Annotated in this window: 12 protein-coding genes; 3 read left to right on the plus strand and 9 right to left on the minus strand. The window is 65.4% G+C overall.

Translation table 11 applies throughout. From position 1 onward, the window contains the following. Nucleotides 1–14: 14 nt before the first annotated feature. Entirely contained in the window at nucleotides 15–287 is a 273-nt protein-coding gene (locus HAP48_RS09380; protein ID WP_029085502.1) for a DUF2312 domain-containing protein, read from the minus strand. Between the two features lie 174 nt (nucleotides 288–461). Continuing rightward, nucleotides 462–764, minus strand: coding sequence for a DUF1244 domain-containing protein (locus HAP48_RS09385; protein ID WP_076862154.1), 303 nt, complete (start codon nucleotides 762–764; stop codon nucleotides 462–464). Between the two features lie 196 nt (nucleotides 765–960). On the opposite strand from HAP48_RS09385, the gene HAP48_RS09390 reads away from it, so the two are divergent. Both HAP48_RS09390 and pyk read left to right on the plus strand, forming a co-directional pair. Further along, entirely contained in the window at nucleotides 961–1,569 is a 609-nt protein-coding gene (locus HAP48_RS09390) for a DUF1036 domain-containing protein (protein WP_166214006.1), read from the plus strand. Then, entirely contained in the window at nucleotides 1,566–3,002 is a 1,437-nt protein-coding gene (gene pyk, locus HAP48_RS09395) for a pyruvate kinase (protein ID WP_166214005.1), read from the plus strand. Before HAP48_RS09390 ends, pyk begins: the two co-directional genes overlap by 4 nt. Nucleotides 3,003–3,134: 132 nt before the next feature. Here the strand turns inward: pyk and HAP48_RS09400 are convergent, their stop codons facing one another. Both HAP48_RS09400 and HAP48_RS09405 read right to left on the minus strand, forming a co-directional pair. Continuing rightward, complete coding sequence (locus HAP48_RS09400) at nucleotides 3,135–3,563, minus strand: OsmC family protein (protein ID WP_166214004.1); 429 nt, start codon at nucleotides 3,561–3,563, stop codon at nucleotides 3,135–3,137. Nucleotides 3,564–3,634: 71 nt separating this feature from the next. After that, complete coding sequence (locus HAP48_RS09405; RefSeq protein ID WP_029085497.1) at nucleotides 3,635–4,309, minus strand: TetR/AcrR family transcriptional regulator; 675 nt, start codon at nucleotides 4,307–4,309, stop codon at nucleotides 3,635–3,637. A 463-nt stretch (nucleotides 4,310–4,772) separates the two neighbouring features. Here HAP48_RS09405 and HAP48_RS09410 point away from each other — a divergent pair, with 463 nt between their 5' ends. Further along, on the plus strand, nucleotides 4,773–6,275 hold the full coding sequence (locus HAP48_RS09410; protein ID WP_166214003.1) for a hypothetical protein: 1,503 nt from the start codon (nucleotides 4,773–4,775) through the stop codon (nucleotides 6,273–6,275). 204 nt (nucleotides 6,276–6,479) lie between these two features. On the opposite strand, the gene HAP48_RS09415 is transcribed toward HAP48_RS09410, so the two are convergent. The 5 genes from HAP48_RS09415 to ybgF all read right to left on the minus strand — a co-directional run bounded on the left by HAP48_RS09415 (nucleotide 6,480) and on the right by ybgF (nucleotide 12,526). Then, on the minus strand, nucleotides 6,480–7,679 hold the full coding sequence (locus tag HAP48_RS09415) for an ABC transporter substrate-binding protein (protein WP_166214002.1): 1,200 nt from the start codon (nucleotides 7,677–7,679) through the stop codon (nucleotides 6,480–6,482). Nucleotides 7,680–7,800: 121 nt separating this feature from the next. Then, nucleotides 7,801–8,214 carry a DUF3052 domain-containing protein gene (locus tag HAP48_RS09420; RefSeq protein ID WP_166214001.1) on the minus strand — a complete coding sequence of 138 codons (414 nt, stop codon included), beginning with the start codon at nucleotides 8,212–8,214 and terminating at the stop codon, nucleotides 7,801–7,803. 13 nt (nucleotides 8,215–8,227) lie between these two features. Further along, nucleotides 8,228–10,150, minus strand: coding sequence for an ATP-dependent zinc metalloprotease FtsH (gene ftsH, locus HAP48_RS09425; protein WP_166214000.1), 1,923 nt, complete (start codon nucleotides 10,148–10,150; stop codon nucleotides 8,228–8,230). A gap of 258 nt (nucleotides 10,151–10,408) precedes the next feature. Continuing rightward, nucleotides 10,409–11,431, minus strand: a complete 1,023-nt coding sequence (gene tilS, locus HAP48_RS09430; RefSeq protein WP_166213999.1) for a tRNA lysidine(34) synthetase TilS — start codon at nucleotides 11,429–11,431, stop codon at nucleotides 10,409–10,411. 51 nt (nucleotides 11,432–11,482) lie between these two features. Further along, nucleotides 11,483–12,526 carry a tol-pal system protein YbgF gene (ybgF, locus tag HAP48_RS09435; protein WP_166213998.1) on the minus strand — a complete coding sequence of 348 codons (1,044 nt, stop codon included), beginning with the start codon at nucleotides 12,524–12,526 and terminating at the stop codon, nucleotides 11,483–11,485. Nucleotides 12,527–12,722 lie beyond the last annotated feature (196 nt).

Raw genomic sequence — 12,722 nt, forward strand, 5'->3', positions numbered from 1 at the left:
GAACGCCGGCCGCCTCAGAGCATCCCGAGCGCCTGCATGTAGGTCTCCAGGATGGTCTCCTGCTCCTGGCGCTCGTTGGCGTCCTGCTTGCGCAGGCGCACGATGGTGCGCAGCGCCTTGACGTCGAAGCCGTTGCCCTTGGCCTCGGCATAGACGTCACGGATGTCGTCCGAGATCGTCTTCTTTTCTTCTTCCAGCCGCTCGATGCGCTCGATGATGGACTTCAGCTGGTCCTTGGCAAATCGCGTTGCGGGCTCATCCTGAACGGCGGCAGACGTGGTGGCCATCGCGTACTCCTGAAATGGCAATGAAATGTCGCGCGAATACGCGCCACGCGCACCGCTTGCTGCGGGCGACCCTCGATTTTGGCGCACGTTCCGTCAAGGAAACATCGCGCTCATCCACAGCGCGCCCACAGGAGATGCAGGCGGCCACGGAACTGACGTCACACAGGCTGAGATTTAATGCCCGCTTTGGGCCTTCTTCATCGCCGCGAGTTGCTCCGGCGTCGCGCTGCCCTGATACTTCGCCTTCCATTCCTCGTAGGGCATGCCGTAGACCGCTTCGCGGCTCTCGTCCTTGCTCACGGCAAGGCCCTTGGCGTCGGCCTCTTCCTTCATCCAGTTGGACAGGCAGTTGCGGCAGAAGCCGGCCAGGTTCATCAGGTCGATGTTCTGGACATCGGTCCGGTTGCGCAGATGATCGACGAGGCGCCGGAAGACCGCGGCCTCGAGTTCTGTTCTGGTTTTGTCGTCAATGCTCATCTTCGTGATCCCGGTGTGTCGCGCTCACCATATTGATATCAAGTGGGAATTGTCACAGATTTTGCCATATCGGCGCGCAAAACGGACCTGTCCGGCCAAATTTGCCCTGGTCCCGCAGCATGGCAGATGGCGCTCGCCCGTTGACAGCGCCTGCCGGGCACGCGAAATCGATAATGATTTGATATAGCTTCGCCGCATGAGCCCAATAGATTCTCCCGCCTCAGCTCCCCGCACCATCCGCCTGACCCTGGCCGGCATCCTGCCGGTGCTGGCGCTTGTCGCGGCCTGCCTGTGGACGAGCCCGGCGGCCGCCGATTTCCGGCTCTGCAACAACACCTCGAGCCGGGTCGGGATCGCGCTCGGCTACAAGGACGCCGAGGGCTGGACCACCGAAGGCTGGTGGAACGTGTCGTCGCGGACCTGCGAGACCTTGCTGCGCGGCAACCTTGTGGCGCGCTACTACTACATCTACGCTCTCGACTATGATCGCGGCGGCGAATGGTCCGGCCAGGCCTTCATGTGCTCGCGCGACAAGGAATTCACCATCAAGGGTACCGAGAATTGCCTAGCGCGCGGCTTTGACCGCACCGGCTTCTTCGAGGTCGACACCGGCGAGCAGCGTGCATGGACCGTCCAACTGACCGAAGCCAACGAACAACAGCCGCAGAAAGTACCGGGAATGCCGGGCGGCGTGGGCCCAGGAAGCCCCGGAGCGATGCCGGGCCTGCCGAACCCGCCGCCGGGCGCAGCGCCTCCGGGCGCGTCTGGTCTGCCGCCAGCCGCCCCACCCGGAAGCAAGCAATGAGACGACTGCGTCGAATCAAGATCCTCGCAACGCTCGGCCCAGCCTCTTCAGACAGCGCGATGATCCGCAAGCTGTTCGAGGCGGGCGCCGACGTCTTCCGCATCAACATGAGCCACACGCCGCATGACAAGATGCGGGAGCTGGTCAAGACCATCCGCAATGTCGAATCGAGCTACGGCCGGCCGATCGGCATCCTGGTCGACCTGCAGGGGCCGAAGCTGCGGGTCGGCGCGTTCGCGGAAGGATCGACCCAGTTGAAGAACGGCCAGAGCTTCATTCTGGATTCCGACAAGACGCCCGGCGACAACAGCCGCGTCCAGCTCCCGCATCCGGAAATCCTCGCCGCGCTCCGGCCCGGACATGCGCTGCTGCTCGACGACGGCAAGGTGCGGCTGATCGCCGAGGAAACCTCGCCCGACCGCGCGGTGACGCGTGTCGTGATCGGCGGCAAGATGTCGGACCGCAAGGGCGTCAGCCTGCCTGATACCGACCTGCCCGTCTCGGCGATGACCGCAAAGGACCGCGCCGATCTGGAGGCCGCGCTGCCGGAAGGGATCGACTGGGTCGCGCTGTCCTTCGTGCAGCGTGCCGAGGACGTGATCGAGGCCAAGAAGATGATCCGCGGCCGCGCCGCTGTGATGGCCAAGATCGAGAAGCCGCAGGCGATCGACCGCCTCGCCGACATCATCGATGCGGCGGACGCGCTGATGGTGGCGCGCGGCGATCTCGGTGTCGAGCTGCCGCTGGAGCGGGTGCCGAGCCTGCAGAAGCAGATGATCCGGATGGCGCGGCGCGCCGGCCGGCCGGTGGTGGTCGCGACCCAGATGCTGGAATCGATGATCCAGGCGCCGGTGCCGACGCGCGCCGAGGTCTCCGACGTCGCCACCGCCGTCTACGAAGGCGCCGACGCCATCATGCTGTCGGCGGAATCGGCCGCCGGCAAGTTCCCGGTCGAGGCGGTCTCGACCATGAACCGCATCGGCGAAGAAGTGGAGCGCGACCCGACCTATCGCAGCGTGCTCAACGCGCAGCGCGTCGATCCGGAGCCAACGGTGGGCGACGCCATTGCCGACGCCGCGCGGCAGATCGCCGAGACGCTCGATCTGTCGGCGATCATCTGCTGGACCTCTTCGGGTTCGACCGCGATCCGCGTCGCGCGCGAGCGCCCGAAGGTCCCGGTGGTCGCGATCACGCCGAACCTCATCACCGGCCGAAAGCTGGCCGTGGTGTGGGGCGTGCATTGCGTGGTCGCCGAGGACGCCCATGATCTCGACGACATGGTCGACCGCGCCGGCTCGATTGCGTTCCGCGACGGCTTTGCCAAGGCCGGCCAGCGCGTCATCATTGTCGCCGGCGTGCCGCTGCGTGCGCCCGGCACCACCAACATGCTGCGCATCGCCTCGGTCGGCCCGAACGGCGACGCGCAGCTCTAGAGCATTTTCGGTTCTGATTGGATCAGAACCGAAGCTCTAGATTCTTGTTTTGACGCGTTTTCTTCACGCGAACCGGTGTCCACTTCGCTCGAAAACGCTCTAGCGTGCTCCGCGGCGCTTGGGGCGTGGCGATCAGCCCTGCAACGACGCGTCGAGCGTGATCTTGGTGTTGAGCAGTTTCGACACCGGACATCCGGCCTTCGCCTTGCCGGCCAACTCCTGGAACGCCGCGTTGTCGGCACCCGGAATCTTCGCCGACAGCGTCAGGTGCACCGCGGTGATGGCAAAGCCGTCGCCGACCTTCTCCAGCGTCACGTCGGCCCTGGTCTCCATGTGCTCGGCCGTGAGCTTGGCTTCGCCCAGGATCAGCGACAGCGCCATCGTGAAGCAGGCGGCGTGCGCCGCGCCGATCAGTTCCTCGGGGTTCGAACCGGGTTTGCCCTCGAAACGGCTGGCGAAGCCATAGGGATAATCCGAGAGCGCGCCGCTCTTGGTCGAGATCGCGCCCTTGCCGTCCTTGATGCCGTCCTGCCATTTGGCCGAGCCGTGGGTCGTCGTCATGCGTTGCTCCGTGAGGTGGTTGTGCCCAGCCCCGAAACTACAACGCCAATGCGACAGAAGCGTTCGCCGCGTCAGGCGCCGACCAGCGCCTTTGCCGGGGTCGTCGCCTGCACCACGAGGCCGCGGGCGCGCGCATCCATGACGCCGACCGCGCGCAGCGCGAGCAGCGTCACGGTTTGCACCGCATCGCGCAGCTTGATCGGATCGTCGAGATTGGCCGGCGCCAGCGGGCCGAGCAGCGCTTCGTGCAACGCGCCGAGCAAGGCCGTGGCGGCCAGCGCCGTATCCTGCGCCGGCAGATGCCCGGCACGCACGGCGGCGTCGATGCGCATGGCAAGCTCGCCGGAAATATCGCGGCGGCTGGCGAGGCGCGAGGCGGTGACGTCGACATCGACAGGCTCGGCCAGGATGCCCCAGGCGAGCTTGCGCTGCGACAGCACGTGGACCGCAATCGTCGTCACCGCGGTGGCCAGCGCCGATGACGGTCCGGGCGCGGCATCAGCGGCGCGCCGGATCGCGGACAATTCGTCGCGCGAGACTTCCGTGATCAATTCCGAGATCAGCTCGGCCTTCGACGGGAAATAGCGATAGACCGTCCCGGCCGCGACATTGGCCCGCACCGCAACGGGTGCGATCTGGACCGCCGCCATGCCGCCCGCCGCCGCCGCGTCCCGCGCCGCCGACAGGATGGCGCTGCGCCGGGCGGCCAGCCGTTTCACGACCTGATGAGTTCGCCGGTAGACCATGGCGTTCCGTCCCCCACCGTGCGCCCCGGCCGGCGCCCACCGGCAGAACACACGCGTCTTCAATGTTTTGAACGATTGATCCCGCAATCGCCTGAAGAAGTGAACAACTATTCAGACTGGTTGACAAGCTGGAATTGTAGGGATTTTTTACAACCGCCGATGCCACCTCTGATTGTGCCGGCGGCGCGGCGGCCGGCAGGCCAGCGTCGGCCGGCAGGCCAGCGTCGGCCACGGGATGTGGTGATCCGCTGCCCGCGGTTGGCAGCTTGCGATCACGTCGGAGCATGATCGAGATGGTAAATCGCGCGCTAACATGATCGCTCGAAATCGAGACGTCTATCTCACGCTGGTCAACGATGTCGCGGCCGCATTTACCCGAATTTATCGGTAGCCGTGGTCGAGTGCGCTTAAGCGCCACCCGTGGCGTTGTCTCTCGATGCATCAGGCCGAAACCAGAAGGCGCATGTCACTCTCCATCACCAGCAGCGTGATCAGCCGCAATGCGGCGCGAGGATTGGTGCCGCTGTGCGCCGCCGTGGGCGCCTATCTGTTTTATCTCTCGGCCGGCGAGATCCTGCTGCGCGATTCCGACACGATGTGGCAGATCAGGATCGGGCAGTGGATCCTCGAACACGGCGCGATGCCCACCACGGACGTGTTCTCGTTCACCCGCTATGGCGAGGCCTGGATCTCGAGTTCGTGGCTGTCGCAAGTGGTGTTTGCGCTGGTGTATGGCGGAGATTGGGCCGGACCGGTGATCCTGACGTCGATTGCGATCAGCGCGACGGTTGCGATCTTTCTCAATCTCCTGAGCCCGTATTTCGATCCGGCACGTGCAGTCCTGATCACGGCACTGGCGCTGCTGCTGTCGACGATCCACTTCTTCGCGCGGCCCCACGTGCTGGCGCTGCCGGTACTGCTGGCGTTCATCGGCGGCCTGATGGCGGCCGCCGATCGCCGCACCTCACCGTCATGGTGGCTGCTGCCGCTGATGGCGCTGTGGGCCAATCTGCATGGCGGCTTCGTTCTCGGACTGGCGCTGATCGGACCGATCGGGCTGGAGGCCATCTGGAACGTGGAGCCCAGCCGCCGCCGTCTGCTCATCGTGCGATGGGGACTGTTCGGCCTCGCCGCGCTGGCCGCGAGCTGCGTGACGCCCTACGGCTGGAATAGCCTCTTGGGTGCGACGAAGATCCTCAGCCTCGGCAAGCTGCTGACGCTGATCGGGGAGTGGAAGCCCGCGGATTTCAGCAAGCCCAGTTTCTTCGAAGCCACGCTGCTCGGCCTGATCGGCCTGATCTGCTATCGCAGGCTGACCTTGTCGGTGCCGCGGATCCTGCTGCTGCTCGGCCTGATCTGGATGGCGCTGAGCCATGTCCGCAACATCGAGGTGTTCGCGTTCATCGCCCCATTGGTGCTCGCAAAACCGATCGCCGAACAATGGGGAACGGCAGGCGCTGCCGCCACCCGCTTCGAGGAAACCCGCGCGATCCCCGTCGTCACGATCCTGGCTGCGATCGCGATGGTGATCGGAGCATGGGTGACGACGACGATGTTCGTCGCGCAGCATCAGTTCAAGTTCCTGCCGCAGTTCTCGCCCGTGGCCGCGGTCGATGTTCTGCAGCAGCACAAGGCGCAGCGCGTCTTCAGCACCGCGCCGTTCGGCGGCTACATGGTGAGCCGCGACATGAAGGTGTTCATCGACGGCCGCGCCGAGCTTTATGGCGAGCAATTCGTGCTCGACTATTACGACGCGCTGGATGCCCGCGACGTCGGCCAGCTGCTCGGCCTGCTCGACAAATACCGGATCGACACCACGCTATTGAGCTCGGACTCTCCCGCCGGAAACGCGCTGGACCATCTGAAGGGCTGGAAGCGGCTGTACAAGGACGACATCGCCGTCATCCATGTGCGATCGGACGAGATGAGGGCCGGCGCGGTCCCGGCAGGCGAGAGCTCGAACTAACTAACCTACTCTGTAGCGTAGTCCTGAATCGCAGAGCCGCCTATCCCGTCATCCTGAGGTGCGAGCCACTTCGGCGAGCCTCGAAGGATGAACGGCCCGGCTGCGAGATCGGGGCCGTGCATCCTTCGAGGCTCGCTCCGCTCGCACCTCAGGATGACGGGTCGTAGTGCAAAGCGCCGAGCACAAGTGTGATCGACCTCAGCCTCAATTCCCCGTCTGAAGCTCGCCGAAGCGATCCCAGGTCTTGCCGTTGAAGCGCATCAACTGCATCTGGTCGACCGGCACGTGGTCGGACGGCGACGTGTTGACCTTGATGCCCGGCAGCAGCATCGGCAATTCGAGGTCCTTGATCGCAAATGCCTGCCGCAAAATGTTCTCGGTCGAGAGATCGTCGCCGCAGGCCTTCAGCACCGCCTCCAGCACCATCGCGCTGTTGTAGGCGTTGACGTAGTTGGTGTCGTGCTGATCGCCATCGGGCACGTACTTGGTCATGAATTCGCGCCAGCCTTTCATGCCGGGATCGTCCTTCCAGGCCGGATCGTCCGGATCCTTCACATAGGCCGTCGAGATAATGCCGGTGCCGGCTTCGACGCCGGCCGGCTGCATCACGGTCGAAATCCACACCGCGGTGTTGGAGAGAAAGGTCATCGGCCGCCAGCCGATCTCATAGGCCTTGCGGATCGACTGCGCCGCGAATTTCGGCGTCGCGGCGATCACGAAGACATCGGCGTTCGTCGCCTTCAGCTGAACGATCTGCGAGTCGATGGTTGGCTCAGTGATTTCGTATTTCGCAACGGTGACGACGGAATCATATTTCTCGCCGAGCACGTCCTTCAGGCCGGCGAGATAGTCGCCGCCGTAATCGTCGTTCTGCGAGATCACCGCAAATCTCGCGTTCGGATTCTTCGCCAGCGCATAGCGCGCGTAGAGCCGCGCCTCGTAGCGGAACGGCGCCTGCACGCCCATCGTCGCCTGCGGGAATTGCGTGATGTCGCCGAATTTCGAGGCGCCGGAGGCCAGGAACAGTTGCGGGATGTTCTTGCGCTGCAGGTACTTTGCGATCGCGGTGTTGTGCGCGGTGCCGATCGAGGAGAAGATCAGCGCGACCTCGTCGCTCTCGACGAGGCGGCGGGTCTGCTCCACCGTCTTCGGCGGCGCGTAGGAATCGTCGAGCGAGATGAAGTTGATCTTGCGGCCGTTGATGCCGCCGCGCTCGTTCAGCATCCTGAAATAGCCGGCTTCGCCCTTGCCGAGCGCGCCGAACGCCGACACCGGCCCGCTATAGGGCATGGTCTGGCCGATCCTGATTTCGGTCGATGTGACGCCGCGCATCTCGGCGGCGAAGGAAACTGTGGGCAGCAGCAGGAACGAAATGGCGCCAAGCGCGCCGAATGCCTTGCGCATCGGCCTCCCCTCCCCATTTTCTTGCCGCGCGTCTTGGGGGACGCGGTCGTGCCGTTGGACGGCTTGGCGCGAGGATGCCACGGCGCCCAGACGCAGGCCAAGCATATTCGCCGCGACGATCTCAGCGCTTGCCGCGCTCCTTGAGAGGGATCACGAATTTCAGCCCCGACCAAACCGCATCGACGGCGCAGACCTTGACGTCGACCAGGCCGGACGCGAGCCCGGCCTCGCGTACGACCGTATCGTTGAGGTCTGTCGCGACGCCGGACGTCTTCTTCGGCCACGACACCCAGATCATGCCGCGAGGTGCGATCGCCTCGCGGTAGCGCCGCAGCTTGGCAGCGAGCCCCTTGGCCTCGACGGCGAACTGATGCACGGCATCGAGCGGCGCCCGCGCGGTCTTCGCGATCCGCACATCGGCAGGCAGTTCGCCGACGATGTCAGGATAGGGAACAGACAGCCCGTCGATAAAAATACAAAAGCCCGGCTTGAGGCCGAGCTTTTGCACAATCGGTTTGCCGGAACTGCCGGCCATGGCAGGCTAAGGCTTACGCCTGCGGCTGCGGCTCCATGCCGGTGTCCGGATCGGGACGCGGGCGCGGCTTGCCGGCCGGCGGCACGGCCGAGGCGCGCGGCGTCGAGGGCTCCAGCACCGACTCGCGGTTGGGCTTCTTGCCCTTCAGCAGGTCGATGATTTCATCGCCGGTCAGCGTCTCGAACTCGAGCAGGCCCTTGGCGAGCGCCTCGAGATCTTCGCGCTTCTCGGTGAGGATCTTGGTCGCCTCGTTGTAGCCTTCCTCGACCAGACGCCTGATCTCGGAGTCGATCTTCTGGACGGTCGCCTCGGACGCATTCTGGGTGCGCGAGACCGACATGCCCAGGAACACCTCGTCCTGGTTCTCGCCGTAGGAGACGGTGCCGAGCTCTTCCGACAGGCCCCAGCGCGTCACCATCATGCGGGCCAGGCGGGTCGCCTGCTCGATGTCGGAGGCGGCGCCCGAGGTCACCTTCTCACGGCCGAAGATCAGCTCTTCCGCGACGCGGCCACCCATCATGATGGCAAGGCGCGACGTCATCTGCTCCAGCGACATCGACAGCTTGTCGCGCTCGGGCAGCTGCATCACCATGCCGAGCGCACGGCCGCGCGGAATGATGGTCGCCTTGTGGATCGGATCGGTCGCGACGACGTTGAGGCCGACGATGGCATGGCCGCCCTCGTGATAGGCCGTCAGCAACTTCTCTTCCTCGGTCATGACGAGCGACTTGCGCTCGGCACCCATCATCACCTTGTCCTTGGCCTCTTCGAACTCGGCCTGCGTCACCATCCGCTTGTTGCGGCGGGCGGCGGTCAGCGCAGCCTCGTTGACGAGGTTCATCAGGTCAGCGCCCGAGAAGCCCGGGGTGCCGCGCGCGATGGTCTTGAGGTTGATATCCGGCGCCAGCGGCACCTTGCGGACGTGGACCTTGAGGATCTGCTCGCGGCCGACGACGTCCGGATTCGGCACCACGACCTGGCGGTCGAAGCGGCCGGGACGCAGCAGCGCGGGATCGAGCACGTCGGGACGGTTGGTCGCCGCGATCAGGATCACGCCCTCGTTGGCCTCGAAGCCGTCCATCTCGACCAGCAACTGGTTCAGCGTCTGCTCACGCTCGTCGTTGCCGCCGCCGAGACCGGCGCCGCGATGACGGCCGACCGCGTCGATTTCGTCGATGAAGATGATGCAGGGCGCGTTCTTCTTGGCCTGCTCGAACATGTCGCGGACACGGCTCGCGCCGACGCCGACGAACATTTCGACGAAGTCAGAACCGGAGATGGTGAAGAACGGCACATTGGCTTCGCCCGCGACCGCGCGCGCGATCAACGTCTTGCCGGTGCCGGGAGGGCCGACCAAGAGCACGCCGCGCGGAATGCGTCCGCCGAGCCGCTGGAATTTGCCGGGGTCGCGGAGGAATTCGACGATCTCCTGCAGGTCCTGCTTGGCCTCGTCGACACCCGCGACGTCCTCGAAGGTGACGCGGCCATGCGCCTCGGTCAGCATCTTGGCGCGCGACTTGCCAAAGCCCATCGCCTTGCCGGCGCCGCCCTGCATCTGCCGCGACAGGAAGATCCAGACGCCGATCAGCGCGATGAACGGCAACCAGGAGACGAGCAGAGAAACGAACCACGGCACGTTGTCGCCGGGCGCCTTCGCGGTGATCTGCACCTTGGCGTCATAGAGGCGCTTCACGAGCGTCGGATCGCTCGGCGCGTAGGTCTGGAAGCTCGTACCATTGTTGAAGGTGCCGTGAATGTCGGGCCCCTGGATCACGACATCACGGACATGGCCCTGATCGACTTCAGTCAGAAGTTGCGAGAACGAGATGTCCGAGGACGACGAGCGCTGGCCAGGATTCTGGAAAAGCGTGAACAACGCCAGCAACAGCAGGACAATGATGACCCAGAGGGCGAAATTCCGCAGATTGGCGTTCATGGTCTTCCTTCGTGGTCGCGCGGATCGCGGCCTCTCTCTATCCTTGGGCAGGCTCTGTTGGAATCCCCAGGGAATCCATCCCGTCGATGGCATACAATCTAGGTGCCGCTGGGGTCGATGCCAAGGGAACCACGCATGACTATTTACCGCATCCTAGCGCGATTCCCGGTCAAAAAATGGCGCTAAATCCCGTGTTTTCCGGGGGTGGTTAAGCCTCTTTGCCGGATTATGACAGCGATTGAAACAATCGAACCCGGCTCAGCGGGAACGCGCCCGGCGCGGCGGCGCCGGCCCGATCCTGATACGACCGCCGCCGACGCTGATAACGGCTCCAGCAAGCGTCTGTTTCAGCTTCGGTTCGCGCTTCCCGAGGGCCTCATCGACGGCAGCGAGCAGGGTTTCGACCTTGCCGAGTTCGGCCGGACCCTCATGTCCGGTGCGGTCGATCACGCGTTTGAGGAGGCGAAGCCGGATTTCCTCAGGCATCGCCGCGAACGGCGCCGCGTCGAAGCCATTGCGCGGGTTATCCTCGCTTTTCAATGCAAGATAGTGCTCGGCGCCGTCGACCAGCACCTCCAGGGCGGCGTTGGCGCGCGCGATCCGCGCGGCAAGCCGCGCCAGGTTCCGCGCATCGCCGCCCTCCTCCGCCAGCATCGGCATCAGCGCGCGCAGCCGCGGACGCGTGAAAGCGGGATCGCGGTTGGTCGGATCGTCGGCAAAGCCGATGCGCGCCTTCTTCAGCGTTGCGATCAGGTCTGCCTTGGAGATTTCGAGCAGTGGACGCGTCAGCCAAACGCCGTCGCGTGCGGTCTCGCGCGCCATCGCCGAGAGGCCCGCGATGCCGCTACCACGCAGCAGCCGCATCAACAGCGTCTCGGCCTGATCGTCACGGGTATGCGCGGTCAGGATGTGGGTGGCGCCATGCTTGCGCGCGGCTTGCGCCAGCAGGCGGTAGCGCGCCTCGCGCGCGGCCGCCGGCAGGCCGGTCCCGGGTTTGGGCCCGCTCCAGCGCAGCGTGTGATGCGGCAGGTCGAGGCTACGCGCCAGCCGCTTGACGTCGCGCGCTTCGCGCGCCGCTTCAGGACGCAGGCCGTGATCGACAGTGACCGCCACCAGCCGCGGTCCCCGCGCGAGCGCGCGGCGCCAGCGCGCGGCCAGCCACATCAGCGCAATTGAATCGGGACCGCCGGACACCGCGAGCACGATCGCCGGCGCGGACGAAAGGCCTGCGAACAGGCGCTTGGCGTCCCTTGCCAGGATGGCGGATTGATCGTCGGGCATCGCAAAACCAGCATGTCACGAGGAGGCCGGATGTGGCCTCCCGCATCTGGTTTAGCACTTCACGCGCTTCTGCTCGCGGTCAACCGCGGCTTTGACCCCGCCGGACGCGCGCGGGTACTTTCGCGTGATCTCGCCGAACGCGGCGCAGGCGGCTTCCTTTTCTTTCAGCGCCGCCAGCGACTGGCCGAGCCGCAACAGGGCATCGGGCGCCTTCGCGGACTTGTCGAACTTGGTGGTCACGCCGAGGAAGGTTTCGGCAGCGTCGCGATATTGCTGGCGCTGGAAATAGCTTTCGCCGAGCCAGTATTGCGAGTCCGCCACCAGGGGATCACTCGGATACTTCGTGGCGAAGTTCTTCATCGTCTCTTCGGCGAGCGCATAGTCCTTGCGCTGCATGTAGCCGATGCCGAGGTCGAACTCGTCCTTCGACGTGGCCGACGGCGGCAATGTGGTCAAGGCCGCGCTCGCGCCGGGCGCACGCGGCGAGCTGGTGTTGCCGAGATCGAGTGGCTCGCCCGCCCCGCGGCCGCCGGGAGCACCGACCGCCGCTTCGCCTTGCATCGGCATCTGACCACCGCCAAGCGCGCGCGGGGCGCCCGGGGCGTTCGGGTTCTGGTTTGGATCAAAGGCGTCACCGCGACCGCGGCGGCCGGGCGCCGCCGACGGCGCAGCCTCCTGCACGATCGGCGCGGGTGCCGCGATCTGCTGCTGGTCGTAGGCGCCCTGCGGCTGCCTGCCATAGCCTGGCTGTGGCTGGCCATATCCCTGCTGCGGCTGGGCGTAGCCGGGCTGGGCTTGCGGATAGGCCTGCGGCTGCTGCGCCGGCGGCACCGCCGCGACGCCGGGCTGGGCCGCCGGAGACTGTCCGCCCGGGCCGGGTGGCTGGCCGCCGAGCTGGCGCAGCCGCTCCTCGAGCTGGCGGTTGCGGTACTGCAGCTCCTCGTTCTGCCCGGTCAGCTGCCGCAGCTGATTCTCGAGCCGCTCGATCCGCATTTCAGCATCGGAATCGTCGGATTGGGCAAACACTGGTGAGGAAACGGCGAACAGCGCCGCGATCGCCGCGGCGGTGGAAAGGAAATGAAGCCTGGATGACATTTTGCCCTGACGACGAGATCGACGTGAAAAGCGAGCGACATTGAGGGACGGAGTACGCCAGAATTGTGACTGGCACTTCAAATCCGGGACAGCGCCGCGGACACCGGTTTAGTACGGACGCCGGAACAAGCAAGCGGCCAATTGCGCGCAGCTTCGTTCATCAAGATGACGGCGCCTCGGTCGTTCATGCGGCCAA

Origin of the sequence: Bradyrhizobium septentrionale (assembly GCF_011516645.4) — a bacterium.
Taxonomy (GTDB): Bacteria; Pseudomonadota; Alphaproteobacteria; order Rhizobiales; family Xanthobacteraceae; genus Bradyrhizobium; species Bradyrhizobium septentrionale.

Coding starts and splice junctions, on each gene's coding strand:
- HAP48_RS09380 (WP_029085502.1), bottom strand. CDS start 287: ATGGCCACCACGTCTGCCGCCGTTCAGGATGAGCCCGCAACGCGATTT.
- HAP48_RS09385 (WP_076862154.1), bottom strand. CDS start 764: ATGAGCATTGACGACAAAACCAGAACAGAACTCGAGGCCGCGGTCTTC.
- HAP48_RS09390 (WP_166214006.1), top strand. CDS start 961: ATGAGCCCAATAGATTCTCCCGCCTCAGCTCCCCGCACCATCCGCCTG.
- pyk (WP_166214005.1), top strand. CDS start 1,566: ATGAGACGACTGCGTCGAATCAAGATCCTCGCAACGCTCGGCCCAGCC.
- HAP48_RS09400 (WP_166214004.1), bottom strand. CDS start 3,563: ATGACGACGACCCACGGCTCGGCCAAATGGCAGGACGGCATCAAGGAC.
- HAP48_RS09405 (WP_029085497.1), bottom strand. CDS start 4,309: ATGGTCTACCGGCGAACTCATCAGGTCGTGAAACGGCTGGCCGCCCGG.
- HAP48_RS09410 (WP_166214003.1), top strand. CDS start 4,773: ATGTCACTCTCCATCACCAGCAGCGTGATCAGCCGCAATGCGGCGCGA.
- HAP48_RS09415 (WP_166214002.1), bottom strand. CDS start 7,679: ATGCGCAAGGCATTCGGCGCGCTTGGCGCCATTTCGTTCCTGCTGCTG.
- HAP48_RS09420 (WP_166214001.1), bottom strand. CDS start 8,214: ATGGCCGGCAGTTCCGGCAAACCGATTGTGCAAAAGCTCGGCCTCAAG.
- ftsH (WP_166214000.1), bottom strand. CDS start 10,150: ATGAACGCCAATCTGCGGAATTTCGCCCTCTGGGTCATCATTGTCCTG.
- tilS (WP_166213999.1), bottom strand. CDS start 11,431: ATGCCCGACGATCAATCCGCCATCCTGGCAAGGGACGCCAAGCGCCTG.
- ybgF (WP_166213998.1), bottom strand. CDS start 12,526: ATGTCATCCAGGCTTCATTTCCTTTCCACCGCCGCGGCGATCGCGGCG.